General features: G+C 66.4%; 27 protein-coding genes and 1 riboswitch. Of the genes, 10 read left to right on the forward strand and 17 right to left on the reverse strand.

Features of this window, described 5'->3' with window-relative positions; genetic code table 11:
* Positions 1-479 precede the first annotated feature (479 nt).
* Positions 480-2,264, forward strand: coding sequence for an ABC transporter ATP-binding protein (locus KUV49_RS05345; protein WP_222451942.1), 1,785 nt, complete (start codon positions 480-482; stop codon positions 2,262-2,264).
* 99 nt (positions 2,265-2,363) lie between these two features.
* Here the strand turns inward: KUV49_RS05345 and glp are convergent, their stop codons facing one another.
* The 5 genes from glp to fdhD are packed head-to-tail and all read right to left on the reverse strand — an operon-like array spanning position 2,364 to position 7,054.
* The gene (gene glp / locus KUV49_RS05350; protein WP_222451943.1) at positions 2,364-4,472 is read right to left on the reverse strand and encodes a gephyrin-like molybdotransferase Glp; all 2,109 of its coding nucleotides are present in this window, start codon (positions 4,470-4,472) and stop codon (positions 2,364-2,366) included.
* A complete protein-coding gene (mobB, locus tag KUV49_RS05355) occupies positions 4,469-4,960 on the reverse strand; it encodes a molybdopterin-guanine dinucleotide biosynthesis protein B (RefSeq protein WP_222451944.1) in 492 nt (163 codons plus the stop codon). The genes glp and mobB overlap by 4 nt, the downstream gene beginning before the upstream one ends.
* A complete protein-coding gene (gene mobA, locus KUV49_RS05360) occupies positions 4,957-5,601 on the reverse strand; it encodes a molybdenum cofactor guanylyltransferase MobA (RefSeq protein ID WP_222451945.1) in 645 nt (214 codons plus the stop codon). Before mobA ends, mobB begins: the two co-directional genes overlap by 4 nt.
* On the reverse strand, positions 5,598-6,143 hold the full coding sequence (locus KUV49_RS05365; RefSeq protein ID WP_222451946.1) for a YcxB family protein: 546 nt from the start codon (positions 6,141-6,143) through the stop codon (positions 5,598-5,600). Before KUV49_RS05365 ends, mobA begins: the two co-directional genes overlap by 4 nt.
* The gene (gene fdhD / locus KUV49_RS05370) at positions 6,140-7,054 is read right to left on the reverse strand and encodes a formate dehydrogenase accessory sulfurtransferase FdhD (RefSeq protein WP_222451947.1); all 915 of its coding nucleotides are present in this window, start codon (positions 7,052-7,054) and stop codon (positions 6,140-6,142) included. Before fdhD ends, KUV49_RS05365 begins: the two co-directional genes overlap by 4 nt.
* Positions 7,055-7,085: 31 nt before the next feature.
* Here fdhD and KUV49_RS05375 point away from each other — a divergent pair, with 31 nt between their 5' ends.
* Complete coding sequence (locus tag KUV49_RS05375; protein WP_222451948.1) at positions 7,086-7,799, forward strand: AzlC family ABC transporter permease; 714 nt, start codon at positions 7,086-7,088, stop codon at positions 7,797-7,799.
* Positions 7,799-8,122: an AzlD domain-containing protein gene (locus tag KUV49_RS05380; RefSeq protein ID WP_222451949.1), complete on the forward strand. Its 324-nt coding sequence runs from the start codon at positions 7,799-7,801 to the stop codon at positions 8,120-8,122. The genes KUV49_RS05375 and KUV49_RS05380 overlap by 1 nt, the downstream gene beginning before the upstream one ends.
* A gap of 96 nt (positions 8,123-8,218) precedes the next feature.
* On the opposite strand, the gene KUV49_RS05385 is transcribed toward KUV49_RS05380, so the two are convergent.
* The 4 genes from KUV49_RS05385 to KUV49_RS05400 all read right to left on the reverse strand — a co-directional run bounded on the left by KUV49_RS05385 (position 8,219) and on the right by KUV49_RS05400 (position 11,659).
* On the reverse strand, positions 8,219-8,356 hold the full coding sequence (locus KUV49_RS05385; RefSeq protein WP_152494134.1) for an aa3-type cytochrome c oxidase subunit IV: 138 nt from the start codon (positions 8,354-8,356) through the stop codon (positions 8,219-8,221).
* Positions 8,357-8,440: 84 nt separating this feature from the next.
* Positions 8,441-8,896, reverse strand: coding sequence for a hypothetical protein (locus KUV49_RS05390; RefSeq protein ID WP_222451950.1), 456 nt, complete (start codon positions 8,894-8,896; stop codon positions 8,441-8,443).
* 7 nt (positions 8,897-8,903) lie between these two features.
* Entirely contained in the window at positions 8,904-9,944 is a 1,041-nt protein-coding gene (locus tag KUV49_RS05395; RefSeq protein ID WP_222451951.1) for an MBL fold metallo-hydrolase, read from the reverse strand.
* Positions 9,944-11,659 (reverse strand): acyl-CoA dehydrogenase, encoded by a 1,716-nt coding sequence (locus KUV49_RS05400; RefSeq protein WP_222451952.1) that lies wholly within the window; start codon positions 11,657-11,659, stop codon positions 9,944-9,946. Before KUV49_RS05400 ends, KUV49_RS05395 begins: the two co-directional genes overlap by 1 nt.
* Positions 11,660-11,791: 132 nt before the next feature.
* Here KUV49_RS05400 and KUV49_RS05405 point away from each other — a divergent pair, with 132 nt between their 5' ends.
* Positions 11,792-12,748, forward strand: a complete 957-nt coding sequence (locus tag KUV49_RS05405; RefSeq protein WP_222451953.1) for an L-threonylcarbamoyladenylate synthase — start codon at positions 11,792-11,794, stop codon at positions 12,746-12,748.
* Positions 12,749-12,760: 12 nt separating this feature from the next.
* On the opposite strand, the gene KUV49_RS05410 is transcribed toward KUV49_RS05405, so the two are convergent.
* On the reverse strand, positions 12,761-13,288 hold the full coding sequence (locus KUV49_RS05410) for an invasion associated locus B family protein (RefSeq protein WP_261391401.1): 528 nt from the start codon (positions 13,286-13,288) through the stop codon (positions 12,761-12,763).
* A gap of 162 nt (positions 13,289-13,450) precedes the next feature.
* On the opposite strand from KUV49_RS05410, the gene KUV49_RS05415 reads away from it, so the two are divergent.
* Together KUV49_RS05415 and KUV49_RS05420 are read left to right on the forward strand one after the other, a co-directional pair.
* Entirely contained in the window at positions 13,451-14,491 is a 1,041-nt protein-coding gene (locus KUV49_RS05415) for an asparaginase (protein WP_222451954.1), read from the forward strand.
* Positions 14,492-14,750: 259 nt separating this feature from the next.
* Positions 14,751-14,984: an EF-hand domain-containing protein gene (locus KUV49_RS05420; RefSeq protein WP_222451955.1), complete on the forward strand. Its 234-nt coding sequence runs from the start codon at positions 14,751-14,753 to the stop codon at positions 14,982-14,984.
* A 209-nt stretch (positions 14,985-15,193) separates the two neighbouring features.
* Here the strand turns inward: KUV49_RS05420 and KUV49_RS05425 are convergent, their stop codons facing one another.
* The 7 genes from KUV49_RS05425 to serB all read right to left on the reverse strand — a co-directional run bounded on the left by KUV49_RS05425 (position 15,194) and on the right by serB (position 20,837).
* Complete coding sequence (locus KUV49_RS05425) at positions 15,194-15,889, reverse strand: ATP-binding cassette domain-containing protein (RefSeq protein ID WP_222451956.1); 696 nt, start codon at positions 15,887-15,889, stop codon at positions 15,194-15,196.
* A complete protein-coding gene (locus KUV49_RS05430; RefSeq protein ID WP_222451957.1) occupies positions 15,876-17,432 on the reverse strand; it encodes a thiamine/thiamine pyrophosphate ABC transporter permease ThiP in 1,557 nt (518 codons plus the stop codon). Before KUV49_RS05430 ends, KUV49_RS05425 begins: the two co-directional genes overlap by 14 nt.
* Positions 17,408-18,400 carry a thiamine ABC transporter substrate binding subunit gene (gene thiB, locus KUV49_RS05435; RefSeq protein ID WP_222451958.1) on the reverse strand — a complete coding sequence of 331 codons (993 nt, stop codon included), beginning with the start codon at positions 18,398-18,400 and terminating at the stop codon, positions 17,408-17,410. The genes KUV49_RS05430 and thiB overlap by 25 nt, the downstream gene beginning before the upstream one ends.
* 33 nt (positions 18,401-18,433) lie before the next feature.
* Positions 18,434-18,544, reverse strand: a riboswitch (TPP riboswitch).
* A gap of 240 nt (positions 18,545-18,784) precedes the next feature.
* Positions 18,785-19,099, reverse strand: coding sequence for a hypothetical protein (locus tag KUV49_RS05440; protein WP_222451959.1), 315 nt, complete (start codon positions 19,097-19,099; stop codon positions 18,785-18,787).
* A 21-nt stretch (positions 19,100-19,120) separates the two neighbouring features.
* Positions 19,121-19,564, reverse strand: a complete 444-nt coding sequence (locus tag KUV49_RS05445) for an SRPBCC domain-containing protein (RefSeq protein WP_222451960.1) — start codon at positions 19,562-19,564, stop codon at positions 19,121-19,123.
* A 3-nt stretch (positions 19,565-19,567) separates the two neighbouring features.
* Complete coding sequence (locus KUV49_RS05450; RefSeq protein WP_222451961.1) at positions 19,568-19,891, reverse strand: ArsR/SmtB family transcription factor; 324 nt, start codon at positions 19,889-19,891, stop codon at positions 19,568-19,570.
* 73 nt (positions 19,892-19,964) lie between these two features.
* Positions 19,965-20,837 (reverse strand): phosphoserine phosphatase SerB, encoded by an 873-nt coding sequence (gene serB, locus KUV49_RS05455; RefSeq protein WP_222451962.1) that lies wholly within the window; start codon positions 20,835-20,837, stop codon positions 19,965-19,967.
* A 444-nt stretch (positions 20,838-21,281) separates the two neighbouring features.
* Here serB and KUV49_RS05460 point away from each other — a divergent pair, with 444 nt between their 5' ends.
* From KUV49_RS05460 to KUV49_RS05475, 4 genes are all read left to right on the forward strand, one after another.
* Positions 21,282-22,460 (forward strand): phosphoserine transaminase, encoded by a 1,179-nt coding sequence (locus tag KUV49_RS05460; RefSeq protein WP_222451963.1) that lies wholly within the window; start codon positions 21,282-21,284, stop codon positions 22,458-22,460.
* A 123-nt stretch (positions 22,461-22,583) separates the two neighbouring features.
* Positions 22,584-24,179: a phosphoglycerate dehydrogenase gene (gene serA, locus KUV49_RS05465; protein WP_222451964.1), complete on the forward strand. Its 1,596-nt coding sequence runs from the start codon at positions 22,584-22,586 to the stop codon at positions 24,177-24,179.
* A 334-nt stretch (positions 24,180-24,513) separates the two neighbouring features.
* A complete protein-coding gene (locus tag KUV49_RS05470) occupies positions 24,514-25,125 on the forward strand; it encodes a dimethylsulfonioproprionate lyase family protein (RefSeq protein WP_222451965.1) in 612 nt (203 codons plus the stop codon).
* Between the two features lie 41 nt (positions 25,126-25,166).
* A complete protein-coding gene (locus tag KUV49_RS05475) occupies positions 25,167-25,868 on the forward strand; it encodes a metallophosphoesterase family protein (protein ID WP_222451966.1) in 702 nt (233 codons plus the stop codon).
* Positions 25,869-25,876: the final 8 nt, after the last annotated feature.

Raw genomic sequence — 25,876 nt, forward strand, 5'->3', positions numbered from 1 at the left:
CCCCCAGGATATTTTTGGCCAGAGGAAAAGGGGGCGTCGGCGCGGGCAGGCTCGGTACAAGATATGTTGGAGGAGCACGGGTGAGCCTGAACGCAATCAGGTTCCGAACAGGCCAATGGTCGCGCGGAATTATGCGGGGGCGGTTTCATTATCCCGGGCCTCGGCTATGCGGACGGAGTTGCCGTTCAAGACGGAGGCGAGCGTCAGCCCCTGGGGTGGCGATCCGAGGGCAAATAGGAAGCACTTTATGCCGGCCAAACGCATCCACAGAATAGTCGTTGTGCCCAGCCTCAGCCAAATCGCCAGCCCAAGGGAGGGGCTGACGATGGCCGGGCCGCTTCGCGGCTGTTAACCGGCTGGGGGCGCGACACGGTCGCGATCATCATCGCGTCTGGTAAGGGGCGTCCGCGCGGGGGGCTGACCTTTGGGATTGAACCCTCTATAGGCGTCAGTTGAGAAGCGATCGGACTGCACCTGACATGAGCGATACCCCAACCAAGACACGCCAGCCGCTGTACAGCGACGCGGACAAGCGGAACATGCGGTGGTTCTGGCGGAACTACCTGCGCAAGCATCGGGGCAAGCTGCTGCTGGTTCTGCTGCTGATCCTGGTGCAGGGGCTGGTTTACCAGCAGTTCCTGGCACTGACCGAGGACGGGTTGCGGGTGATCTTCGAGGCGGGCGCGATGCGTGAACTGATCGAGGTCTGTATCGTCGTGTTCGTGCTGTTCGCCGTACGCGGCGTGGTGTCCTTCCTGGCGCCGATGATCACGGTCAAGGTGTCGAACCAGGCGATCTTCGAGATGCGGCGGGATCTGGTGGGGCATCTGATGTCGCTGGACCTTGCCTATTTCGAGCGCACCAAGTCCGGCGAGATCATCCAGAAGCTGGTGACGCAGACGCAGCAGATCGGCGCCTTCGTGGGCCTGGGCGTGGCGGGCGCGCTGCGCGACGCGGTGACGGTGGTCGTGGTGTCGGGGTACCTTATCTGGAAGAACCCGATCCTGTTCGTGTCGGCCATCGTGGTGCTGCCGTTCATCATCGTGGTGATGAATTTCGTCTCGGACCGGGTGAAACAGGCCCAGGGCGAGGCCGAGGAGGCACTGGGCGGCTACATGAACGGGATCGAGGAGACGGTGAACGGGATGCGCACCGTCAAGATCGCCCGCCAGGAGGAGGTCGAGAAGGACCGGCTGATGCGCGGGACCGATGCGATCCGGCGGCTGACGACCCGGGTGCAGGTGACCCAGGCGCTGGTGCTGCCGTCGATCGACCTCAGCTCGGCCTTTGTCTATGTGCTGGTGATCGGGGGCGGGGGCTACATGGTGCTGTCGCCCGCGTATGACGTGGACGGCGCGGGGATCATCACCTTCCTGCTGGGCATGGTCATGGTCTTCGACCCCGCGCGCCTGCTGGCACAGTTCTTCGGCGGGCTGCAATCGAGCCTGGTGCTGCTCGACCGGGTGCGGAGCCTTTACGACCAGGAGCCAAGCATCAGGGATGCCGAGGGGGCGAAGACGACGTTCGACACCGGCGGGGATATCGTTCTGAAGGACGTGACGTTCTCCTATTCGCCGGATCAGCCGCTGTTCCGGGGCCTGAACATGGCGTTCGAGGGGGGGAAGGTGTCGGCCATCGTCGGCTCGACCGGGTCGGGCAAGACGACGATCCTGTCGCTGCTGTCGCGCCTCTACGACGTGCAGGGAGGTGACATCACCTTTGGCGGGACGCCCATCCGGGACCTGCAGGTGGCGGCGCTGCGCGGGGCGTTTTCGGTGGTGGCGCAGGATATCGTCATTTTCAACGCGTCGATCTGGGACAACATCCGTTACGTCAATCCGAAGGCGACCGACGCGCAGGTCTGGCAGGCGGCCGAGGACGCCGAGATCGCCGACCTGATCCGGGCGCGCGGCGAGATGCCGGTGGGGCCCAAGGGGGCGCAGCTGTCGGGCGGGCAGAAACAGCGGATCGCGATTGCGCGGGCGTTCCTGCGCGATGCGCCGATCCTGCTCCTGGACGAGGCGACCTCGGCGCTGGACCAGGCGACGGAGGAGCGGATCAAATCGGCGCTGGCCCGGCTGACCAAAGGCAAGACGACGATCGTGGTGGCGCACCGGCTGAGCTCGATCGCGGATGCGGACCGGATATTCGTGCTGGAATCCGGGCAGCTGGTGGAGCAGGGCCGGCACGAGGACCTGCTGGCCGAGAACAGGCTTTACGCGCGGCTCTACCAGGCGCAGAAGAAAGGCTATGACGACAGATAGGCGGAGCGGCCTTGCCGCGCAGGGTGTCTTGGCGTCGGTGGTTGGACGCGTGGCCGGTGGCTCCGGCGGGAGTATTCCGGGACCAGTGAAAGCGAGTGCCTAGAGAAAGCTGGCGAACGGGATGTAGGTGACCGGGTCGCCGGGGGAGATCGTGGCCGCACCGTCGGGCAGTTCGACCAGCCCGTCGGCCCAGCTGAGGCCGCTGATGCGGCCCGAACCTTCGGATTTGAAGACCTCTGCCTGCCCGTCGGTGACCCGGGCGCGCAGGTATTCGCGGCGGCCGGGTTTCTTGGACTTGGAAAAGGCGGCGGGGACCTGAAAGCCCTGCGGGTGACGCCAGCCCTGACCCGACAGGAGGCCCATCGCGGGGCGGGCGAAGATCAGTGTGCAGACCAGCGCGGCAACCGGGTTGCCGGGCAGGCCGAAGACCGGGGTGCCGTTCCAGAGGCCGAGCGCGAGGGGGCGGCCCGGCTTGACGGCGATGCGCCATTGCGACATCGCGCCGGCCTCGTTCAGGAGGGCCGAGACGTGGTCTTCGTCGCCCGCCGAGGCCCCGCCCGAGGTGAGGATCACGTCGGCCTGTTGCGCGCCGCGGTCGAGTGTGGCGCGAAGGGTCTCGCGGTCGTCGGGGACGCGGCCCAGGTCGATCGGCGTGAACCCGAATTGTTCGACCAGGCCCAGGAGCATGGGGCGGTTGGCGTCGAAGATCTGGCCCGCGGCGGCGGTGGCGCCCGGTTCGACCAGCTCGTCGCCGGTGGACAGCACCGCGACACGCAGCGGCGTGTGGACCGTAAGGTCGATGTTCCCGGTGGCCGAGAGGAGCGCGAGGTCAGCCGGGGTGAGCCTGCGGCCCTGGCGAAGGATCGTGTCGCCTTCCTTCACGTCCTCGCCCGCCTTGCGGGTGTTGGCGCCGGGCTTGATGCCGGGGCGGAAGGCAATGGCGGTGTCGCTGGCGGTGACGTCCTCTTGCAGGATGACGGTGTCGACGCCCCGGGGCAACGCGGCGCCGGTGAGGATGCGGATGGCGTGGCCCGGGGGCACGGTGCCCTCGAACGCCATGCCGGCGGCGGCGCGGCCGGGGATGAGGGGCAGGGTCTGGTTGCCGTCCGTCAGGCTGGCATGGGCGAAGCCATAGCCGTCGACGGCGGTGTTGGGCAGGGGCGGGTTGGCCCTCTTGGCAGTCACATCGGCGGCAAGGATCCGGCCGCGGGCGCGGTCGAGGGGCAGGGTTTCGGTGCCGACGACCGGGTGAAGCCGGTCTTGCAGCAGGGCCAGCGCCTCGTCCACCGGCGTCCAGTCCACACCGGCGGGCAGGGCGAAACAGTCGTCGCGCAGCGGCGGGGGGTGCAGGATGTCGTCGGCGGCGGCCATCAGTTTGTCCTCGTGTCCAAGCCCCATGATCCAGCCTTCGACAGGGGCGTCGACGTCCAGCATGGCGGCCAGCGCACCGGGGTGCAAGCGGGCGACGGCGCGGGCCAGCAGGCGGACCTGGTGGGCATCGCGAATGCCGCCCTGCGTCTGGGTCCGCTTGACGATGGGGTTGATGAGGCCGGGCCAGATTTCCACCAGGGCGACGGGTTTGTCGAGCGGCTCGAAGGGCCATGTGGCGATCAGCCCGGGGAAGCTCTGGCGCAGGCGGTGCAGGACGGGCAGGCCGGTAATGACCTGGCCGCCGACCGCGCCGGCACCGGAGAGTTGCCAGCAGGTAAAGCTGCCCTTGGCGTGCTCTTCGACTGCGCGGCGGTCGGGGAAGGGGTTGTGGTAGCCATGTTTGGTGCGCGGCAGGCCGGGGACATCGTGATTGGGGCGGCCATTGCCCCAGAAGGGGCCGATGCCGTTGCCGAGGGCCCGGTTGATCTGGCCTGCGACCTCGAAGCGGTTGTTGGCCTTGGGACTGTCGGAGACGTGATCGGCCAGCCATTCCCAGACGGCGAAGGGATCGTCGGTGCCGGTGAGGGCGCGGGCAAAGCCCGACGGGTAGGCGAAGGGGAAATCGAGACCGATGAAAAGGCGGCGATTGGCGGCGGTCTCGGTTGCGATGAGATCGGTGAGGATCGCCTCGGCCTCAATACGGTTGCGTATGTATTGCGGTTCGGCATCGGTTCCGTCGCGGGTGATGCCCAGCCAGATCGCGTCTTTGCGGGGTCTGGTCCCAGTGTCGTTTCCGCCGGACCAATCGACGATGGCGACCGTGTCGAATGTCTTCACAGACCCGTCTCGGAAAGGATGAAATCGGCGATGGCCCTGGTGTCGTCGAGGTCGAAGACCGGGCGGTCGAGGTCGAGCGCGGTGTCGCTGGCCACGGCGCGGACGGTAGGGTCATCGGGCGCAATGAGCGGATTGCCCGTGACCGAGCGGTGCGCCTCGACCTTGTGATGGGCGTCGCGCTTGTAGCCTTCGATCAGGACCAGGTCGACGGGCGCAAGCTTGGACAGGAGTGCGTCGAGGGACGGCTCGTCCTCGTCGCGCAGCTCGTGCATCAGGGCAAAGCGGTTGCGCGAGGCCAGAAGCACCTCGGTAGCGCCGGCGACGCGGTGACGGTGGCTGTCCTTGCCGGGATGATCGACGTCGAAGCGGTGATGCGCGTGCTTGACGGTGGAAACGGAGACGCCGCGCCCGGTGATCTCGGTCACCAGGCGTTGCATCAGGCCGGTCTTGCCGGCGTTCTTCCACCCTACGACACCGTATAGTTTCATCCGTGGTCTTTCATCATGTCCTGCGCGCGCGCCAGATCCTCGGGCGTGTTCACGTTGAAGAACGGATCGCCGGGGATGTCAAACAGCGCCTCGCGGCCGCCGTGTTTTTCGGTCCAGATCACGACCTTCCGCAAACCGTCCTGCAAGGCCGCGCGGAGGTCGTCTCGCAGGGCCACGGGCCAGAGGCCGAAGGTGGGATGGCGGATCAGGCCGGAGCGGGACATGGACTTGGTTTTCTCGTCCGCGCCGCGCGGGGTGGCGGCAAGGACGAGCGAGTGGGGCATGTCCTGTGCCGTGTCGGAGAGGTGGGAGACGAGGTTTTCCGGGAAGAAGGGCGTGTCGGCGGCAACGGTGACGATGGTGTCGGCACCCCGCGTCGCGGCCCAGTCGAGCCCGGCAAGAACGCCCACGAGAGGCCCGGGGAAATCGGGCAGGGGGTCGGGCAAAACAGGCAGGCCGAACGCGTCGAAGCGGGAGGGGTCTCCATTGGCGTTGAGCGCCATGCCGGCCACTTGCGGCGACAGGCGGGCAATGACCTGATTCAGGATCGTGCCGCCGCCCAGCGGCAACAGCCCCTTGTCGCCGCCGCCCATGCGCGTGGCGAGACCGCCCGCGAGGATCACGCCGAGAGGCCCGGTCATTGCGAGGCCTCGAACCAGTGTCTGATGTCGTCCCACATGGCGTCATATTGATCGGCGGGCGCGGCCTCTTTCGGGATGGCGTAGATGAAACCGCCGGCATACATGAAGAGGCCCGACGGGTGGCGCGTGACCTTGTCCATTGCGGGCCAATCCACCGACCAGTGGGCGGTGTCGGAGGTCATGGCGAAGCCCTTTTGCGATACGTCGTAGCGGACAGGGCCATTGTAGAGCGGTGAGTCGAGCATTCGGCGGTACATACCGCGCGCGATGCTGCGCATGAAGCCGAACCAGATGAGCGCCGCGACGGCGAAGGGCAGCAGCGTGAGCAGAAGTGTACCGATCATGCCGTCCACGTCGAGCCATGCGATCAGCAGGAGACCAATGGCGATACATCCCGCGATGACGAAGATCATCAGGCCGAGGATGAAGGCCTGCATCGGCAGGTAGGCGCGGTGAAGCGCGTTCATCACGGGTTGGCGGTGCGAGGCCTTGATGAACAGCTCGACGCCGAGCGGGGCGTTGCTTTGGAACTGGTAGCTCATGCGTCGGCGCTTTTGCGACGGCGCTTCTTGTCCTCGTCCGGGATCGAGGACGGGTCGGCGTCGCGCACCAAACGTTCCTCGCCCGCAAGGCAGACAAACCGGCGGCCGCGCATCCGGCCGATCAGGGTGAGGCCGACCTCACGCGCGATCTCGACCCCCCAGGCGGTGAACCCCGAGCGGGAGGCCAGCGCGGGGATGCCCATGAGGGCGGTCTTGATGACCATTTCGGAGGTCAGCCGCCCGGTGGTGTAGAGCAGCTTGTCATCGGGCGACACGCCTTCCGACAGCATCCAGCCGGCGATCTTGTCGACGGCGTTGTGGCGGCCGACATCCTCCATGTAGACCAGCGGGCGGTCGCCCTGGCAGAGGACGGTGCCGTGGATCGCCCCGGCCTCGAGGTAAAGCGACGGCGTGCGGTTGATCGTCGCCGAAAGCGCGTAGAGGTCCGAGGTTTTGACCCGCAGGTCGGGCAGGGTCGTGTCCTCCAGCCCCTCCATCATGTCGCCGAAGACGGTGCCGACGGCACAGCCCGAGGTGCGGGTCTTTTTCTTCAGCTTTTCCTCGTAGGTGGTTTCGCCATCGGTGCGGACCACGACGGTTTCGAGATCCTCGTCGTAATCGACGCCCTTGACCGTTTCGCCGTCCTTGAGCATCCCCTGGTTTCGCAGGAAGCCGAGGGCGAGATAGTCGGGGTAATCGCCGATGGTCATGGCGGTGACGATTTCCTGCCCGTTGAGGAAGATCGTCAGAGGGCGTTCCTCGACGACGGCGATATTCGTCGGATTGCCGTCATGGTCCACGCCGTCGACGGCCCGCGTCAGGCGCGGCGCCTTGGGGTCGGGGGCAATGATGTACGCGTTCAGATTGTCGGTCTTCGCCAATTGCGATCCCTCTAATTGCAGGATAGGCATCCTAGAGTAATTGGTAACGTAAGATCTTCGGATGACAACGGAAACCGACAAGTCGATTTTCTTCAAAGGGGTACGCGATGCGGCCCCCTTTATTTTGGTCGTGTCGCCGTTTGCCACGCTGTTTGGCGTGGTGGCGACCGAAGCCGGGCTGAACGTGCTGGAGGCGCTGACCTTTTCCTTTGCCGTGATCGCGGGGGCGGCGCAATTCACGGCGCTGGCGCTGATGGTGGACAACGCGCCGGTGATCCTGGTTCTGGCCTCGGCGCTGGCGGTGAACCTGCGGATGGCGATGTATTCCGCCGCGCTGACGCCCTATCTGGGGGCCGCGCCGCTGTGGCACCGGGCGCTGGCGGCCTATTTCATCGTCGACCAGAGCTATGCGTTGGCCCACATGCGGTTCGAAGAGAACCGGGACTGGTCGTTGCGCCAGAAGCTGGTTTATTTCTGGGGGACGGTCGTGCCGGTCTGCCCGTTCTGGTACCTGTTCACGGGCATCGGCGCGGTGCTGGGCAGTTCCATCCCCGATTGGATGGCGCTGGATTTCGCGGTGCCGATCACCTTTATCGCGCTCATCATGCCGATGCTGCGCACGCGCGCGCACCTGGCGGCTGCGCTGGTCTCGGTCGTTGGGGCGCTGGTCTTCGCCTTTCTGCCCTACAACCTTGGCCTCTTCGTGGCGGGGATTGCCGCGATGATGACGGGCGCCGAGATCGAGCGGCGGACGCAGCCCGAAGGGAGCGTGTGATGGACAGCGCGACCGTCTGGACCGTGATCGTCCTGCTGGGGCTGGGCAGCTACGCACTGCGGTTCTTTTTCATCGGCATCGTCGGGGACAGGCCGCTGCCGCCATGGCTGTTGCGGCACCTGCGCTATACCGCCGTCGCGATCCTTCCGGGGCTGGTTGCGCCGCTGGTGCTGTGGCCCGCGGCAACGGACGGAGAGCCTGACCCGGCGCGGCTGGTCGCGGCGGCGGTCACCGTCGTTGTCGGGGGATGGACCCGGAACATCATCGCGGCGATTCTCTCGGGCGGCTTTGCGCTGTACCTGATGCTGTACCTGGTGGGGTGACGCGGCACGCTTTTGCGGGCAGATCAGGGCAAAACAAAACGCCCCCTCAGTGTCCTGCGGGGGCGTCGCATGCCTGTCGGTTGGCCGACGCGCGGCCTAGACGTTGATCATCGCCAGCAGGATCAGAAAGATGATGGAGCCGGCCGCGACGTAGGTCGATGCCTTCAGAAAGCCCTCGAAGGTCTTTTCCTGAACCTTGATATCCATTTCGCCGTGCTTGTGTTCGTTGGCCATGATCACGATCCTTGTGTGCGGTTGTCACTGTTTGCGACTGGATAACGGATTCCGATGTGGCTGTCACGGCCCGGAACGTCGCAGTCAGGCAGAGGTTTCGAGATCCTGCGCCAGGCGGAAGCCGATGCGCACCGGCTCGGCGGTCTCGGGCGGCTTGGGCAGGGCGCGGAGCATCACGCCAAGCTGGCTGACATGCTGGATCAGCTGGGTCTTGGCGCCCGACGGATCGGAGCCGTAGAAGGTGACGATGTCGGGGTCGAAATAACCCATCCCCTCGATCCGCAGGGTGCCGGGGCCGCCGCCGGCGAAGCCCATGGCGACCTCGTGTTCGTTGTCGAGCGTCTTCTCGAAGTTCTGGATATAGAGAATCAGCCGCTCGTAGGCCCATTGCGCGGGGCTTTTTTCAGCCACGGCCTGCTTGTTGGCCAGTTTCTCGGGCACCTCGGTGCAGCGCGTGTCCGGATCGGCGTGAACCTCGTGGCAGCGGGCGAAGACCGCGCGTTCGACATGTTCGGCGGTGGTCTCGATCTTGTCGTCCATGGCGGGTCTAGTCCTTCGCTTGCCAGAGCCACGCGCCGTCGTCGTTCAGGGTCCGCGTGATGCGGCCAGCCTGATGCAGGTGGTTGAGATGTGCAACCGCTTCGACCAGGGCAAGCCCGTAGGTGCCGCCGTCGATCCTGCGCTTGAAGAGCGGCGGGAAACACTGGGCGGCGGTGCGGGGCGTGGCGAGGTGTTTTTCCAGCCGTTTGAGCGCGCCGTGGTGATTCTCGGCCAGTTGGCGCATCCGGGTAGGCAGGCCGGTGAAAGGCAGCTTGTGACCCGACAGGACCAGTTGATCTGGGCGGGCGAGGGCCGAAAGGCGCGCGCAGCTGTCCAGCCATTCACCCAGCGGGTCGGCGTCGGGTTCCGTGGGGTAGACGCCGATATTGGGGCTGATGGACGAGATGATCTGGTCGCCCGCGATGACCAGCGCATCGTCGCGAGACCAGAGCGTCAGGTGTTCGGGCGCGTGGCCGTGGCCGACATGGATGTCCCAGGTGCGGCCCCCGGCGGTGAGCGTGCCGCCCTGTTGCAGGCGGGTATAGCCCACCGGGATGGGCGCGCAGCTGTCGGCGAAGTTGAAGGGGCGTTCGTTCTTGCGGGCTTCGAATATCTCGGGATCCATGCCCGCGCGGCGCCAGAATTCGAGTGCCTGGGGCGTGGGGCGTTCCTCGACGTCGAGTATCAGCATCCGGGCCATCAGGTAGGCGGTGCGGGTCATCAGAAGGTCCGCGCCGAAGCGGTCCATCAGCCAGCCGGCCATGCCGATATGGTCGGGGTGGTGGTGGGTGAGGATCACGCGGGAGACGGGCTTGCCCTCGAGCGGCCCGGCCAGCACGTCCTCCCACAGCGCGATGGTGCGTTTGGTGCGCACGCCGGTATCCACGATGGTCCAGCTGTCGCCCTCGTCCAGCGCGTAGATGTTGACGTGATCCAGCGCCATGGGCAGGGGCAGGCGAATCCACAGGATGCCGGGCGCGACCTCGACGGCCGCGCCGTGATCGGGGGCGTCGTCCCAGGGAGTGGTGATCTTGCTTCCGTCGGCCATCAGGCTGCGAAGTCTTCTGGGGCAAGCGCGTAGAGGTCATCGGACCCCGCAGTGGCATGCGCGATATGCGCCTGCGTCTCGGGCAGGATCCGGGTGATGTAGAACCGCGCCAGCCGGGCGCGGGTTCCGTCGGTGTCATGCATCGCGGCCAGCAGATGCGCGTGGCCGCCCAGCACCCGGGCAAATGCGCGAAGGAACGGCACGGCCCCGGCGAAGCGATTGTTCATCTCGGTCTGCGCGACCATCCACTCGGTCGCCTCGCGCAGCGATTCGGTGGCTTGCCAGACGGGCTCGGCCAGCTCGGGGTGCTTTGCGCGGGCGGTCTCGGCGGTGCTTTCGATCTCGTCGAGGAGGGCATAGGCGGCCTCTCCCCCGTCCATCAGCTTGCGGCCCACCAGATCCATCGCCTGGATACCGTTGGTACCCTCGTAGATCGCGGTCACCCGCACGTCACGCAGGTATTGGGCGGCCCCGGTTTCCTCGATAAAGCCCATGCCGCCATGCAGCTGGATGCCCATGTTGGCGACGGAAATGCCGGTATAGGTGCCGAACGCCTTGGCAATCGGCGTCAGGAACGCGGCGCGGGCGGCCCAGTCGGGCGTGGCGGTGGCGGTTTCCATGTCGATGGCGGCGGCACAGGCCAGCGTGATGGCGCGGGCGGCAAAGGTCTCGGCCTTCATCGTGGCCAGCATCCGGCGCACATTGGCGTGGTCGATGATGGTGCCGGTGCCGTTCTCTATCGTGCTGCGGCCCTGCTTGCGCTCCCGCGCATAGGCCAGCGCGTGCTGATAGGCGCCCTCTGCCACCCCGACACCCTGTGTGCCGACACCCAGGCGGGCGTTGTTCATCATGGTGAACATGGCGCGCATCCCGTCATGTTCCTCGCCCACCAGCCAGCCGGTGGCACCGTCATATTGCATCACCGCCGTGGGGCTGCCATGCAGACCCATCTTGTGTTCCAGGCTGACGACCTTGAGATCGTTGGCGCGGCCCGGGTCGCCGTTCTCGTCGGGGATGAATTTCGGCACGAGGAACAGGCTGATGCCCTTGGTGCCGGGTTTCGCATCGGGCAGGCGGGCCAGCACGAGGTGGCAGACATTGGGCGTGAAATCATTGTCGCCCCAGCTGATATAGATCTTCTGCCCGGTGATGGCATAGGTGCCGTCGCCGTTGGGCACGGCCTTGGTGGACAGCGCGCCCACGTCGCTGCCGGCCTGCGCCTCGGTCAGGTTCATGGTGCCGGTCCACTCGCCGCTGACCAGCCTGGGCAGGTAAATTTCCTTGAGCGCGTCGCTGGCGTGATGCTGCAGCGCCTCGATCTGGCCCTGGGTCATCAGCGGGCTCAACTGCAGCGACAGGCAGGCGCCCGACATCATCTCGTTCACCGCGGTGGTCACGGTCATGGGCAGACCCATGCCGCCATGTTCGGGATCGGCGGCGATGGCGACCCAGCCGCCCTCGGCGATGGCCTTGTAGCCTTCGGCATAGCCGGGGCTGGTGCGCACGACGCCGTTTTCCAGCCTGGCGGGATGCAGGTCGCCGGGACGTTGCAGGGGGGCCAGAACCTCTTCGCACAGCTTGCCGGCCTCGGTCAGGATGGCGGAGGTGACATCCGGCGTTGCCTCGGCGAAGCGGTCGGTGGCTGTCACGCGGTCAAGGCCGACCACGTGATCGAACAGGAACTGGAAATCCTCGACAGGGGCACGGTATGGCATCGGTCTCTCCCGAATGGCGATGTCGGCGCGGCTTGGAATCCGGCACGCGCATCTGTAACTGTGACTTGGGCTTGGCATCAACACTATTGAACCCGCCCGGCACGGCAACAGAAACGCGGCGTCAGACCAGCCATGGCGATTGAAACAAGACACCTGACCGCCGATGCGGACGGATACGCGCAGGCGGCAGAGGTCTGGCGCGCGGGCGGGCTTGTCGCATTCCCGACCGAGACGGTCTATGGCCTGGGCGCGGATGCGCGGGACGACATCGCCGTTGCGCGCATCTTCGAGGCCAAGGGGCGGCCACGGTTCAACCCCCTGATCGTGCATGTCCCGGATGCCGAAGCCGCCAAGGCGCTGGTAGAGTGGTCGGACGCGGCAGAGATCCTTGCCTCGGCCTTCTGGCCCGGCGCAATGACGCTGGTGCTGCCGATCCGGGCCGATGCCGGCCTGTCGCCGCTGGTGACGGCCGACTTGCCGACACTGGCAGTGCGGGTGCCCGCGCACCCAGTGGCGCAGGACGTGCTGCGGGCCTTTGGCGGGCCGGTTGCGGCCCCCTCGGCCAACCCCTCGGGGCGGATCAGCCCGACCGAGGCGGCGCATGTGACCGCCGGCCTCTCGGGCCGGATCGAGGCAATCATCGAGGGCGGGTCCTGTGACGTGGGGCTGGAATCGACCATACTGGGGCTTGCCGCCGCCCCGACCCTTCTGCGCCCCGGCGGCATTCCGGCAGAGGCGGTCGAGGCCGCGCTCGGCACGACCCTCGCGCAGCACGCGGAGGGCGACACCCTGACCGCACCGGGGCAGATGACGTCGCATTACGCACCGGGCGCACGGGTCCGCCTGAACGCCACATCGGCGCGACAGGGTGAAGCATTTCTGGGGTTCGGCCCGATGGACTGCGACCTCAACCTGTCACCGACCGGCGACCTGGTCGAGGCGGCGGCGACGCTCTTTCGCGCACTTCACGCGTTGGACGCGGGCAAGGCAGGGGCGATTGCCGTCTCCCCCATTCCCGAAACCGGCCTGGGCCGCGCGATCAACGACCGTTTGCGCCGCGCGGCAGCCCCGCGCGACGTCACACCCTGACCACCGGGGGATTTACTGGCAGCGCTTCTCGGCTTCTTCCATGGCGGCGGTATAGCCCAGCAACGAGAACGTGTCCTTGGTGACCGTCCCGCGCCCCGACCGCGCGGTCAGAACCGCATCGGACCCGCGCTTCATCGCCGCGATGATCTTGGCGTCGTCCGCTGCACTGGCCGGCCAGGCCCATTCACCTTCGGTGAACATCTCGAATTCCGATCCGCCGATATTCACGTTCACGGTCGACCCGCCCGCAAAGGGATAGCCGCCGGTAAAGGTGATTTGTCCCTGCACCCCGGCACCGGGCCGGAAAAAGGTCATCAGCAGGATATCGCCACGGCGGACGGCAACAACGCGCCCATCCTTGGTGTTCACCGTTTCGGTCGGCGAACTGACGGCCCAGCACTCTTTCGGGTCGGCGTCCTCGAACACGCTCCACGCGGTTTTCGCGGCGACCTGGTTGGTGCTTTCGTCTTGTGCGGTTGCGCCCGACGCGACCATGGCCAACAGGGCCGCGGCGGTGCCGAATGCTTTGAATGATCCCATTTGTCCAGCCTCCAAGCTGTCCTTTTGCCTCAATCGTCCCTGGCGGCACTCATCCCCTGACGGGATTTTCTGCACGTGCAGCCATTTCCTTCTCGACATTGCAATACTAGCCTGAAACACGCGAGACATGAAAGGTGCAATTGGCGAATTTTCGCCGTAGGAATGACGCGCCGAGACGACCAGCCCGACGACCGGAGGCCCCAAGTGAAGAATGCCGTTCCCCTGACCGAAATCTGGCGTGGAGACATCGTGGAAAGCCTGCATCTGGGCCATGCCGTGATCTGCAATGCACAAGGCGAGGTGATCGAGGCATGGGGCGACCCGGACACGGTGATCTATCCGCGCAGCTCGGCCAAGATGATCCAGGCGATGCCGCTGGTCGATAGCGGTGCGGCGGATGCGTTCGGCCTGACCCAGCAGCAACTGGCACTGGCCTGCGCGTCGCACCAGGGCGCGGCGGTGCATACCGATGCGGTGAACGACTGGATCCACGGGTTGGGCCTGAGCGACGACGATTTCCGCTGCGGCCCGCAGATGCCGCAGGACCGTGCCGCGTTCAATCACCTGATCAAGACCGACGGTTCGCCCTGCCAGGTGCACAACAACTGTTCCGGCAAGCATGCCGGGTTCATGACCCTGTCGAAGCACCTGAACGGCGGGCCCGAATACGTGGACCCGGACCACCCGGTGCAGCGCGCCTGTTTCGAGGCGTTCGAGGAACTGACCGGAGAGCGCAGCCCCGGATTTGCCCCCGACGGGTGCAATGCGCCCAACTCGATCACCACGATGCGCGGGATGGGGCGCGCCATGGGCTGGTTCGCCAATGCCACCGAAGGCGGTGGCGCGCGGCAGGACGCTGCGGTGCGGCTGCGCGAGGCGATGATCGCCAATCCGCTGCTGGTGGCGGGCGAGAAACGCGCCTGCACCGAGCTGATGAAAGCCTGCCGCGAGCCCGTGGCGCTGAAGACGGGCGCCGAAGGCTTCTTTGTGGCCATCGCGCCGACCAGGAAGCTGGGCATCGCGCTGAAAGTTGCGGATGGCAGCACGCGGGCCGCGAATTGCACCATCGCCGCCTTGCTGGTGCGCATCGGTGTGCTTGCGCCCGAGCATCCGGCGACGCTGAAATTCATGAACGCGCCGATCCTGAATCGCCGCAAGGTGCGCACCGGAATCGTGAAGCCGGTGGACGGGTTGCTGACCTGACTCTTCAAGGTGTCGCGGCGCCTTTGACGACATCCCGCCGATTGCCGTATCCGCCATGCGCTGGTTTTCGCGTTGCGGCGTTTCCCTGCCCAGCACCGGCAGCACAATGCCGAGCAAAACCGGCGCTTTAGGCCTGATTTCGCACGAACGGCTTTCATCCGGCGACAGGCTCTTTCGGGATCGGAATGGCGCGCTCATGTTCAGGGTCCGCGGGCAGAAACGCCCCGGACAACCTGAACCCAGAAAAGGGAAACCAAAGATGACCAAGACACTTTCTGCAGCGACATTCGCTCTTGCCCTGACCGTTCCGGCCCTGGCCTTTGCCTTGGATGCGGATACCGACGGCGACGGCATGGTCTCGATGGAAGAATTCCAGGCCGCGATGCCCGATGCGCCGGCCGGCACTTTCGAGCAACTGGACTCTGATGCCGATGGCATGCTGAGCGAAGCCGAAGTCGCGGCAGGACAAGAGGCGGGCATCCTTCCCGCCTAGGCCGTCACCCGGCCGGGGCGTGCGCCTTTCCCCCCATCCTGAGCGCGCGCCCCATTTTTACGCCCGTGGTGTTTCATGAAACGCCCGGGCTGCGGCACGGGCCGGAAGGCGGGCACATTCCCCAGATGAGTGCATCGGTGTCCGTCCTCTTGATCTTCAGGCCCCGTCAGGGGTTGGTCCGTGCCGCTTTTTCCTTTTGAAATGAAGGTCTACGCGCCGAGATAGTCGCGCAGGACCGGCGGCGGATCGTCGAGCAGGTCGGCGGTCGGTCGCGGGGCATGCGCGGTGCCGTCGGCGACGAGGATGGCCTGTTCGGTGATGCGCCGGGCGTCCTCTGGCGCGTGGGAGATCATCAGGAGGGTCGCGCCGGTTTCGCGGGCGATCTCCGCGACGAGGTCGAGCATCTCCATCCGCAGCGCCGGGCCGAGCGCGGCGAAGGGTTCATCCAGCAAGAGCAACGGCTTGTCCTGCAGCATGACGCGGGCGAGGGCCGCGCGGCTGCGCTGGCCGCCCGACAGCTCGCCGGGTTTGCGGGCATCCATGTCCGCCAGGCCGACGCGGTCCAGGGCCTGGGTCACGCGGGTCCTGTCGGCGGGTGACAGGCGCAGGTTGGGTGAGAGGCCAAGGCCGACGTTCTGCGCCAGTGTCAGGTGCGGAAAGAGGTTGTCCTCCTGGAACAGCATGGCGACGGGACGGGCGCCGGGCGGCTGGTCGGTGATCTCGGCCCCGTGCCAGGTCATGTGCCCTTCTGCCACGGGCAGGAATCCCGCGATCCCTTCGATCAGGGTGGACTTGCCGGCGCCCGAGGGGCCGATGACGGCGAGGGTCGCGCGGTCCGGCACGGTCAGGTCGGCGGCCAGCGTGAAGCTGCCGTTGCGGATGGTGGCGGCGTCAAGTTTCAGCATGGCGGTGTCCTCCACGATCCAGCAGCCAGAAGATCCCGAAGGACAGGATCAGCAGCAGGAAGGAGGCGGCGGCCGCGGCCTCCATCTGGTAGGAGCCCATGAGGCGGTAGATCTGCAAGGGCAGGGTGGCCACGTCGGGATCGGCAAAGAGCGTGATGACGCCGAGATCGCCCATCGAGAGGGCTGCCGCCAGCCCGGCGGCAAAGCCGATCTGCGGGCGCAGGCGGGGCAGCATGACATGGCGCAGGAAGGGCAGGCCGGCCATGCCGAGCGACAGGCCGAGGCGGCCCTGCCGGTTGACGATGTCGCGGGCGCGGGGGACAAGGATGCGCAGGGCGAAGGGCAGCACGGTGATGGCGTTGACCAGCGCGGTGACGGGCAGGGCAAACGCCTGCGGGTTGGCGTAGGGCCGGATCGCGATGAAGAGCCCGGTGCCGATCACCAGCGGCGAGGCGGCGAGGCCCAGGAGGCCCGCGATTTCCACCATACGCCCCCGTTCTGTGGCGATGGCGGCGGTCATCGGCAGCGCCATGCAGAGCAGCAGGACCGTGCTGAGCGCCGCGACGCCGAGCGAGGTTGCTGCTGCCGTCCAGACCTGGCCCGGCATGTCGGCAAAGCCGGGCAGGCCCGACAGCGCGATGGCCATGAGCGGCACCAGCAGGAAGACTGCCGCGACACCGATGAACAGCGCGTCAATGCACCGTGCGGTGGTCGTTTTTCCGTCGAACCGGCGCAAACCGCGATCGAGGCCGGAGCCGAAGCCTTCGCCGCGCGCCAGCCATAGGGCGATGCCACCGGCGAAAACCGTCAGGCCAAGCTGCACGGCGGACAAGAGCGCGGCCCGCCCAAGATCGAAGTCAAACCTGAACGCCTGGTAAATGGCGAGTTCTATCGTGGTGGCTCGCGGCCCGCCGCCGAGGGTTAGGGCGACGGCAAAGCTGGTGAGGCAGATGGCAAAAATGACGGTGAAGGCGCCGGGGACAAGGCGCAGGAGCATCGGCAGTTCGATCACGCGGAACATCGACCAGCCGTCGATGCCCAAGAGCGCGGCAAGGCGGAAGCGTTCGGCGGGGATCTCTTGCCAGCCTTGCAGGACAAGGCGGGTGGCCAGCGGCAGGTTGAAGAACACATGCGCGAGGACGACGCCGTGCAACCCGTAGATCTGCACCGGGGGCAGGCCGAGCGTGCCCAGGGCCGCGCTGACCCAGCCGCCGCGACCGAAGACCTCGATCAGGCCCAGCACGGCGACGATCACCGGCAGGATGAACGGGGCGCCCAGCAGCGCGATCAGCAGGCTGCGGCCCCGGAACCGGCGGCGGGCGAGGGCGCGCGCGACGGGGATGGCCAGCAGAACCGAGAAAAGCGCCGAGAGCGTCGCCTGCACCAGTGTGAAGCGCAGGGCGGCCCAGTCGGCGGCCGTGAAGCCGCGCCCGGTTTCGGCGCGCAGGGCCACGGCCAGGAGCGCGCCGAAGATGAGCACCGCCACGAGGGCGGCGGCGCTCCATCCCGGTCTGGCGCTTAGCGGCTGAGCGCGTTCAGCCATTCATCGAGCGCCGCATCGCGGGCGGCGGCGGCCTCTTCAGCGCTGAGAAGCAGGGATTTTTCCGGTTTTACAAGCGTGTCGAACCCGTCTGGCAGGCCGTCCTCAAGCTGGATGGCGGGGTACATCCAGTTGGTCGTCGGGAGGACCGATTGAAACTGGTCGGTCAGCATGAATTGCAGGAACTGGTCGGCCAGCTCCGGCTGATCGGTGGAGCCCAGTTTGCCGGCCACCTCGACCTGCATGTAATGGCCTTCGTCGAAGGCGGCGGCGGTCTTGGTGTCGTCCTCTTCGGCGATCAGGTGATAGGCGGGCGAGGTGGTGTAGGAGAGCACCATGTCGGCCTCGCCTTCGAGGAAGAGGCCGTAGGCTTCGGTCCAGCCCTTGGTGACGGTGACGATGTTGTCCGAGAGCCCCTCCCAGACCGCAGGGGCCTCGTCGCCATAGGCGGTCTTGACCCACATCAGCAGGCCGAGGCCGGGCGTGGACGAGCGCGGATCCTGGATGACGATGGAGGTGTCGCTGTCGGCCAGGGCCTTGAAATTGCTGGGCGCATCCATGTCGGTGTCGTGGATGAAGGCGAAATAGCCCCAGTCGTAGGGCAGGAACATCGGGTCGTCCCAGGTGATCGGCAGATCGAGGTCCGGGGACAGACCGTGCTCGGCGAAGAGGCCGGTGTCCTTGGCGGCGGCGGTCAGGTTGGTGTCGAGGCCGAGCACGATGTCGGCGTCGGTATTTTCCCCCTCCAGCCGGACGCGGGCGAGGAGGGCGGCGCCATCTTCGACCCCGACGAGATTGAGGTCGCAATTGCAGGTGGCCTCGAACGCCTTTTCGATCTGCGGGCCGGGGCCCCATTCGGCGACGAAGCTGTCATAGGTGTAGACGGTCAGTTCGGGCGTCCCGCTTGAGTCCTGCGCCACGGCGGACGTGGCGGCAGTCAGGACTCCCGCAGTGAAAACAAGGTGTTTCATGGCATCCTCCGTTTCGGTGGAGGGTGCGGCGCGATGCGGGTGCATGACCTTCCCTCCGCCGGTTTCAGCCGGTTCAGGTTCAACGGGTTCGCGATCTGCATCTCAGTCGCCGGGCCGGGCCGGGCGACACCCCGAGGTTTCAACAGGAACCTAGGGGCAAGCCGGGGGCGGGACAAGGTGAATCGGCGAATCGGGAGGTTAAGGCGTTGGGAATCGCCGAAAACGGCACGTCGGTACCCGCGTCGGTATCCGGGTGGTATCGCGACGGTGCGATTTTCGCCGGGGGGCCGGGTTGACGCACCGCGCGGTGCTGCGGCGGGTCGAGAGCGGGCTGACGGCCCGACAGGGCCGGTGAGGTCCCGGGTCGAGCCCGGGACGCGTGGGTTACATTTCGACGATCGGGGCGACCTCGACACTGCCCGTGCCGCCGTCGAGGATCGGGCAGCCGCGGGCGATCTCGCAGGCCTCGGCGTCATCCGCGGCCTCGACGATGGAATAGCCCGAGAGCGGGTTGGACCCGCCATTGTCGGCGATGCCCTCGGTGCTGACCGTTTTGGACATGCCGACGGGGTTGCCGGGGTCGATGAGCTTGCCGCCGAGGCCGCCGAGCCAGCTTTCCCAGGCCTTCATCGCCGTGAGGCCCTCTTCTTCGGTCTCGGGCCGGCCGCCGCCGTGATAGGCGAGGATGTACTTGGGCATGTGTCGGTCTCCTTTCAGGGGTCAGTGGGGATGGGTTTGCAGGTGGCGGGCGAGGCGGACCATGGGGCCGCTTGTCCAGCCGGTTTCGTGCCGCGCGGCGCGGTCGTCGTCGGGCAGGTCGCGGTGGTCGATGATCAGCCGGGCGCCGCCCGCGGCGGGTGTGACGGTGAAGGTGACGTGGCTTTTAGGCGCGCGCATCCCCTCGGGCAGATGCCATGTCCAGGTGAAGCCGACGCTGTGCGGCGGGTCGATATGGGTCACCTGCCCCGACATGCGGTAGCGGTTGCCGTCGGCATCGCGCATCTCGGAATGCCACGGGCCTTCGCGGGTGAAATCGAGGGCTGTGTCGGGCAGGGTCATGCCGTCATGGCCCCACCATTCCAGCACCTCGGCGCGCTGGGTGACGGCGCGGAAGAGGCGCTCGGGCGTGACGGGGAAGTCGCGGGTGATGCGGACCTCGCCCATCGGTCAATCCCCGTCCTGAAGGGCGAGGTGGGTGGCGAGGCGGTCCATCGACGCCTCCCAGAAGGCGCGGTGATCGAGCGTCCAGTCGGCGATGGTCCTGAGCGCCTGTGCGCGGACGGAATAGAGCCGGCTGGTGCCCTGGATGCGCTGTTCGACGAGGCCCGCCTGGCGCAGCACCTTGAGGTGGCGGGACATGGCCGGGGCGCTGATATCGGCCTGTTCGACGAGCCGGCCCGCGGGCAATTCGCCCTCGGCCATCAGACGCTCGACCACGGCAAGGCGGGTCGGGTCGGAGAGGGCGGCGAAGGTGTCGGTCAGGTGGGTCATGACGTGTAATTAACATAGTGGTTAATTAACGTAAAGACGAAATGGTGAGGCGATGCGTGGGCTTTCGCCCACCCTACAGGATCTGGAAATCGTTGCGATCGTAGCCTTGCAGGTAAAGCAGCGCGGTGAGGTCGCCGTGGTTGATGCGCAGCGCGCATTCGGCGGCCACCGAGGGCTTGGCATGGAGTGCCACACCGCTGCCGGCGCGGGCGAGCATGCCGAGGTCGTTCGCGCCGTCGCCCACGGCCAGCACGTCGATTTCGGAAATGTTGAGGCGGGTGGTGATGTCGGCAAGCGCCTGCATCTTGGCCTCGCGCCCGAGGATGGGGCGGGCGACGTCGCCGGTGAGCTTGCCATCCTCGACAAGCAGCGTGTTTGCGCGGTTCTCGTCGAAGCCGAGCAGCGTGGCGACATGCGAGGTGAAGGCCGTGAAGCCGCCCGAGACGAGGGCGGTATAGGCGCCATGGGCCTTCATCGTGGCGAGCAGGGTGGCGCCGCCGGGCATGAGGGTGATGCGGGTGTCGAGCACCTCGGCGATGACGGCTTCGGGGAGGTCCCTGAGCAGGGCGACCCGTTCCAGGAGCGCGCCTTCGAAGTCGAGCTCGCCGTTCATGGCGCGGGCGGTGATGTCCTTCACATGCGCGCCGACGCCGGCCTCTTCGGCCAGTTCGTCGATGCATTCCTGCTGGATCATGGTGCTGTCCATGTCGGCCAGCAGCATACGCTTGCGGCGGTTCTCGGACGGCTGGATGACAAGGTCGGTGCGCAGGGTCTGCAGGTTCTCCCAGACCTCCCACTGGTTGTCGGGCAGGGCGGCCATGTCGAACTCCGCCGCCTCGTCGGGCGAGAGCCACCGGGCGTCGAACCCGCCCCAGGCGTTGCGCAGGTTCTCGACCAGGGCGGGGTCGAGCGTGCCCGGAGGCGCGATGAGGGTGGTGGTGAACATGGGGGCGTCTCCGCTATGCGCTGTGAGTGCGGGCATAGCGCAGGTTGGGGTGGGGTTCTAGGTGGGGGTGTGTTTGGCCGCGCGGAATCAAGGCCGCAGGCCGCCGCGCGATCGCCAGACCGCCCGGACGGGCTGGCGATTGGGTGACGTCGGCGCGCCGATCGAAAGTTCTGCGGATTTGGCTGACATAAAGTGTCCTGAAGTGCTGTCGGTGGCCAGCCCGCGGTCTGGCGAACGCGCGGCTTGGGATGGAGCGCGTGGGTTTTCACCCACCCTACGCGGGCTGAAACGAAGTTTCCGATGATAGCCTCCGGGGTCGCTTTCGGACCGCAAACCGCCGCAGATGGTGTGTTTTCCCTCTTGCGGGACCGGCGCGGCGAGCGTAATCCAAAAGGTGGGACACCCCTCCCCAACGAGGGGCGCTTATCTGGAAGGATAGCAGCAATGGCTATTGAAACATCCGGCACGCGGCCGGACACTAAACCTGTCGCCGTTCCGGCGAACCCGCGTTTTTCCTCCGGCCCCTGTGCCAAACCCCCCGTTTTCGACCTGAGCAAGCTTGCCGACGCCCCGCTGGGCCGGTCGCACCGCGCCGCCGTGGGCAAGGCCAGGCTGAAGGCCGCGATTGACGGCACGCGCGAGGTGCTGGGGATCCCCGACGACTACAAGGTCGGCATCGTGCCGGCGTCGGATACCGGCGCGGTCGAGATGGCGATGTGGAGCCTTCTGGGCGAACGCAAGGTCGAGATGCTGGCCTGGGAGAGCTTTGGCGCGGGCTGGGTCACGGACGTGGTCAAGCAGCTGAAACTCGATGCCGAGGTCAAGACCGCCGAATATGGCGAGATCGTCGATCTGAATGCCGTGGATACGGACAATGACGTTGTGTTCACCTGGAACGGCACGACGAGCGGCGTGCGGGTGCCGGATGGCGACTGGATCAAGGCGGACCGTCAGGGGCTGACGATCTGCGACGCGACCTCTGCCGCGTTTGCGCAGGACCTGCCGTGGGACAAGCTGGATGTGGTGACGTTCAGCTGGCAGAAGGTGCTGGGCGGCGAGGCGGCGCACGGGATGCTGGTGCTGAGCCCCCGCGCGGTCAAGCGGCTGGAAAGCTATACGCCGCCCTGGCCGATGCCGAAGATTTTCCGCCTGACAAAAGGCGGCAAGCTGATCGAGGGCATTTTCGAGGGCGCGACGATCAACACGCCGTCGATGCTGGCGGTGGAGGATTACCTGCTGGCGCTCGACTGGGCGCGGTCGGTTGGCGGGCTGGGTGGCCTGATGGCGCGGGCGGATGCCAACACCAAGGCGGTGGCGGATTTCGTCGGCACTCATGAGTGGGTCGAGTTCCTGGCCAAGGACCCGGCGACGGCGTCGAACACCAGCGTCTGCCTGAAGTTCACCGACGACCGGATCAGCGACGGGGCGGCGTTTGCCAAGGCCGTGGCCAAGCGGCTGGAGGCGGAGGGCGTGGCCTATGACGTGGGCGCCTATCGCGACGCACCTCCGGGCTTGCGGATCTGGTGCGGGGGCACGGTGGAGACCGCCGATGTGACCGCGCTGATGCCGTGGATCGAATGGGCGTTCAACGCCGAGATCGCGGCGCTTTCCGAAACCGTTTGAGGTGGGGTGAAACCCCACCCTACGCCGGACGCGTTGGGTGGGGTTCAAACCGACCGCCACGTGAACCGTAGGGTGGGTTTCAAACCCACCATTCCCAGAATTCATAGACAAAGGACCAGAAAAATGGCTCCCAAGGTACTCGTATCCGACAAGCTGAGTGAAACCGCCGTGCAGATCTTCCGCGACCGGGGGATCGAGGTGGATTTCAGGCCCGAACTGGGCAAGGACAAGGACAAGCTGGCCGAGGTGATCGGCGATTATGACGGGCTGGCGATCCGTTCGGCCACCAAGGTGACACCGACGATCCTGGAGGCGGCGAAGAACCTCAAGGTGATCGGGCGCGCCGGGATCGGCACCGACAACGTCGACAAGGCGGCGGCCAGCAAGAAAGGCGTGATCGTGATGAACACGCCCTTCGGCAACATGGTGACCACGGCCGAGCATGCCATCGCGATGATGTTCGCCGTGGCGCGGCAGATCCCCGAGGCGAGCGCGAGCACCCATGCCGGCAAGTGGGAGAAGTCGAAGTTCATGGGGGTCGAGCTGACCAACAAGACGCTGGGGATCATCGGGATCGGCAATATCGGCGGCGTCGTGGCCGACCGGGCGCGGGGCCTGAAGATGAAGGTGATCGCCTATGACCCGACGCTGAGCGAGGAGAAGATCGCGCAGAAGGGGGCCGAGAAGGTGGATCTGGATACGCTGCTGGCGCGGTCGGATTTCATCACGCTGCACACGCCGCTGATCGATGCGACGCGCAACATCCTGAGCCGTGAGAATCTGCAAAAGACCAAAAAGGGCGTGCGGATCGTCAACTGTGCCCGGGGCGGGCTGGTGGACGAGGCGGCGCTGGCGGAGCTGCTGCAATCGGGGCATGTGGCCGGGGCTGCACTGGACGTCTTTGCTGAGGAACCGGCGACGGAGAACCCGCTCTTCGGTCTGCCCAACGTGGTCTGCACCCCGCACCTGGGGGCGGCGACCAGCGAGGCGCAGGAGAACGTGGCGCTTCAGGTGGCCGAGCAGATGTCGGACTACCTGCTGACGGGCGCTGTGACAAACGCGCTCAACATGCCGTCGGTGACCGCCGAGGAAGCCAAGGTGATGGGGCCGTGGATCAAGCTGGCTGATCATCTGGGCAATTTCATCGGACAGATGACGGACGAGCCGATCAAGGCGATCAACCTGCTGTATGATGGTGTGGTCAGCCAGATGAACCTGGAGGCGCTGACCAGCGCGTCCGTGGCGGGGATCATGAAGGCGGTGAACCCGGAGGTGAACATGGTCTCCGCGCCGCTCATTGCCAAGGAGCGGGGGATCAAGATCTCGACCACCAAGCAGGACAAATCGGGCGCGTTCGAGGGCTATATCAAGCTGACCGTCGTGACGGCGGAGCGCGAGCGGTCCATCGGCGGGACGGTGTTCAGCGACGGCAAGCCGCGCTTCATCCAGATCAAGGGGATCAATATCGACGCCGAGATCGGACAGCACATGCTGTATACGACGAACCGCGACGAGCCGGGGATCATCGGCGCGCTGGGCCAGACCATGGGCGGCAATGGCGTGAACATCGCGAATTTTACCCTTGGCCGGTCGAAGGCGGGGGAGGAGGCGATTGCGCTTTTGTACGTCGATGCGCCGGTGCCGGAGGACGTGATCGCCAAGCTGCATAAGACGGGCCTGTTTCAGCAGATCCGGGCGCTGGAGTTCGATGTGGGGTGAGGACTCTAGGATGGTAGCCGCGCGATTGCCAGACCGCGGGATGGCGACCTGACGGATGGTCAGGGCACTTTATGGTTGCCGTGTCCGTGTAATTTTCGATGGAGGCGCTTACGTCACCCAATCGCCAGCCGGGGGGCGGTCTGGCGATCGCGCGGCGGCGCGGCCAAGCCGCGCCTTGATTCCGCGCGAGGGTGCTCCGATCTGCCGCGTCTAGCGCAAGTTTCGTTCGTTCAACAGCCGGCGGCATCCACAAAAACGACCTTTTCCGGGTCGCTGCGGCGAAAGTCGTGGCGGCCCGTTTGCGTTAGGGCAGGTGCATTGCGAGGAGGTTCCGATGCCCGACACGTTCCAGCACTTTTTGTCCGAGATGGCTGCGGTGTTCCGTGCGGAAGGGCGCGAGTGTGCAACGCAGACCGCCGCGGCGCTGCTTTCGGCCACCGAGGTCGCGCCGCTGACGAACGACTCGCCCGGCGATACCGACGCGATCTGCGGACTGCTGGGCGCGTCGCCGCTGGCCGTGGCCCGCGCGGCGCTTGCCGCGCATGACGTGCTGCCCTGGGGTCACAACCCGGTGTCGAGCCAGATGAAACCCGAGGACGAGGCACTTTTCTCGGTCGTGGACCTGATGGGACCGGACGCGCCGCTCTACTGCCCGACGCTGCGGGCGGGCCTCTATTACCAGCGACCGAACACGCGCTATGGCCTGCATTCCCATGCCGCCGTCGAGACCTACGTGATCATCGCGGGCCGGGCGCTGTGGACGGCGGGCGACGCGCAGCGCGAGATGGTGGCGGGGCATTCGGTGCATCATTCCACCTACCTGCCCCATGCCTGCCAGACCGGCGACGAGGGCGTGGTGGCGCTGTGGCGCTGGTCGGGGGATATCGGCGTCGAGAGCTACCGCGTGCATCACGGGGCCGAGGCGTTCGGGGCCTTTGCCGCCTGAGACGGGTTTGCAGTTGGGTCGTGGCGCATTAGGTCTGGGTCATGACCGAACCGATTTACGTGATCCCGGATATCCATGGCTATCGTTCCGAGCTCGACCGCGTGCTGGCGCGGATCGACGTACGGGCGGGCCGCGATGCCAGGGTGGTGTTCCTTGGCGACTACACCGACCGCGGGCCGGACAGCCGGGGCGTGTTGCAGACGCTCATCGACGGGATCGCGGCGGGGCGGAACTGGACCGCGCTGCGGGGCAATCACGACCAGATGTTCCTGGATGCGCTGGAAGGCCGGATGGAACCCGTGCGGTTCCAGTGGTGGATGCAGGGCAACCTTGGCGGACGCGAAACGCTGGCCTCTTACGGGATCGAGAACGCCGAGTATGCGGGCGACTGGCGTGAGCAGGTGCCGGGGCTGCATCGCCAGTTCCTGAGCACCTTGCCCTATAGCTTCGAGACGGAAGAGCTGTTCTTTTGCCACGCGGGCGTGTCGCCCGGCACGCCGCTGGAGCGCCAGGTGCCCGAGGACCTGATGTGGATGCGCGAGCCGTTCCTCTATGACGACCGGGATCATGGCAAGCTGGTGGTGCATGGCCACACGCCGGTCGATGCGCCCGAGCATCACGGCAACCGCGTGGCGCTGGATTGCGGTACGGGCTGGGGGCGGCCCTTGCAACTGGCGGTGTTCGAGGGGCGGGACGCGTGGATCCTGACCGAGGAGGGCCCGGTGCCGCTGGTGCCATTCTAGTCAAGGGG

This window comes from Roseovarius atlanticus, assembly GCF_019802205.1.
Classification (GTDB): domain Bacteria; phylum Pseudomonadota; class Alphaproteobacteria; order Rhodobacterales; family Rhodobacteraceae; genus Roseovarius; species Roseovarius atlanticus_A.

Excerpts from the sequence above, each read along its gene's own strand:
- serB (WP_222451962.1), bottom strand. The coding sequence starts at position 20,837 with ATGTTCACCACCACCCTCATCGCGCCTCCGGGCACGCTCGACCCCGCC.
- KUV49_RS05470 (WP_222451965.1), top strand. The coding sequence starts at position 24,514 with ATGCCCGACACGTTCCAGCACTTTTTGTCCGAGATGGCTGCGGTGTTC.
- KUV49_RS05430 (WP_222451957.1), bottom strand. The coding sequence starts at position 17,432 with ATGGCTGAACGCGCTCAGCCGCTAAGCGCCAGACCGGGATGGAGCGCC.
- KUV49_RS05400 (WP_222451952.1), bottom strand. The coding sequence starts at position 11,659 with ATGCCATACCGTGCCCCTGTCGAGGATTTCCAGTTCCTGTTCGATCAC.
- KUV49_RS05450 (WP_222451961.1), bottom strand. The coding sequence starts at position 19,891 with ATGACCCACCTGACCGACACCTTCGCCGCCCTCTCCGACCCGACCCGC.
- KUV49_RS05425 (WP_222451956.1), bottom strand. The coding sequence starts at position 15,889 with ATGCTGAAACTTGACGCCGCCACCATCCGCAACGGCAGCTTCACGCTG.
- mobA (WP_222451945.1), bottom strand. The coding sequence starts at position 5,601 with ATGACCGGGCCTCTCGGCGTGATCCTCGCGGGCGGTCTCGCCACGCGC.
- mobB (WP_222451944.1), bottom strand. The coding sequence starts at position 4,960 with ATGAAACTATACGGTGTCGTAGGGTGGAAGAACGCCGGCAAGACCGGC.
- KUV49_RS05345 (WP_222451942.1), top strand. The coding sequence starts at position 480 with ATGAGCGATACCCCAACCAAGACACGCCAGCCGCTGTACAGCGACGCG.
- KUV49_RS05440 (WP_222451959.1), bottom strand. The coding sequence starts at position 19,099 with ATGCCCAAGTACATCCTCGCCTATCACGGCGGCGGCCGGCCCGAGACC.
- KUV49_RS05445 (WP_222451960.1), bottom strand. The coding sequence starts at position 19,564 with ATGGGCGAGGTCCGCATCACCCGCGACTTCCCCGTCACGCCCGAGCGC.
- KUV49_RS05380 (WP_222451949.1), top strand. The coding sequence starts at position 7,799 with ATGGACAGCGCGACCGTCTGGACCGTGATCGTCCTGCTGGGGCTGGGC.
- KUV49_RS05475 (WP_222451966.1), top strand. The coding sequence starts at position 25,167 with ATGACCGAACCGATTTACGTGATCCCGGATATCCATGGCTATCGTTCC.
- KUV49_RS05390 (WP_222451950.1), bottom strand. The coding sequence starts at position 8,896 with ATGGACGACAAGATCGAGACCACCGCCGAACATGTCGAACGCGCGGTC.
- KUV49_RS05375 (WP_222451948.1), top strand. The coding sequence starts at position 7,086 with ATGACAACGGAAACCGACAAGTCGATTTTCTTCAAAGGGGTACGCGAT.
- serA (WP_222451964.1), top strand. The coding sequence starts at position 22,584 with ATGGCTCCCAAGGTACTCGTATCCGACAAGCTGAGTGAAACCGCCGTG.
- KUV49_RS05420 (WP_222451955.1), top strand. The coding sequence starts at position 14,751 with ATGACCAAGACACTTTCTGCAGCGACATTCGCTCTTGCCCTGACCGTT.
- KUV49_RS05460 (WP_222451963.1), top strand. The coding sequence starts at position 21,282 with ATGGCTATTGAAACATCCGGCACGCGGCCGGACACTAAACCTGTCGCC.
- KUV49_RS05365 (WP_222451946.1), bottom strand. The coding sequence starts at position 6,143 with ATGAGCTACCAGTTCCAAAGCAACGCCCCGCTCGGCGTCGAGCTGTTC.
- KUV49_RS05385 (WP_152494134.1), bottom strand. The coding sequence starts at position 8,356 with ATGGCCAACGAACACAAGCACGGCGAAATGGATATCAAGGTTCAGGAA.
- KUV49_RS05410 (WP_261391401.1), bottom strand. The coding sequence starts at position 13,288 with ATGGGATCATTCAAAGCATTCGGCACCGCCGCGGCCCTGTTGGCCATG.
- KUV49_RS05405 (WP_222451953.1), top strand. The coding sequence starts at position 11,792 with ATGGCGATTGAAACAAGACACCTGACCGCCGATGCGGACGGATACGCG.
- thiB (WP_222451958.1), bottom strand. The coding sequence starts at position 18,400 with ATGAAACACCTTGTTTTCACTGCGGGAGTCCTGACTGCCGCCACGTCC.
- KUV49_RS05395 (WP_222451951.1), bottom strand. The coding sequence starts at position 9,944 with ATGGCCGACGGAAGCAAGATCACCACTCCCTGGGACGACGCCCCCGAT.
- KUV49_RS05415 (WP_222451954.1), top strand. The coding sequence starts at position 13,451 with ATGACGCGCCGAGACGACCAGCCCGACGACCGGAGGCCCCAAGTGAAG.
- fdhD (WP_222451947.1), bottom strand. The coding sequence starts at position 7,054 with ATGCCTATCCTGCAATTAGAGGGATCGCAATTGGCGAAGACCGACAAT.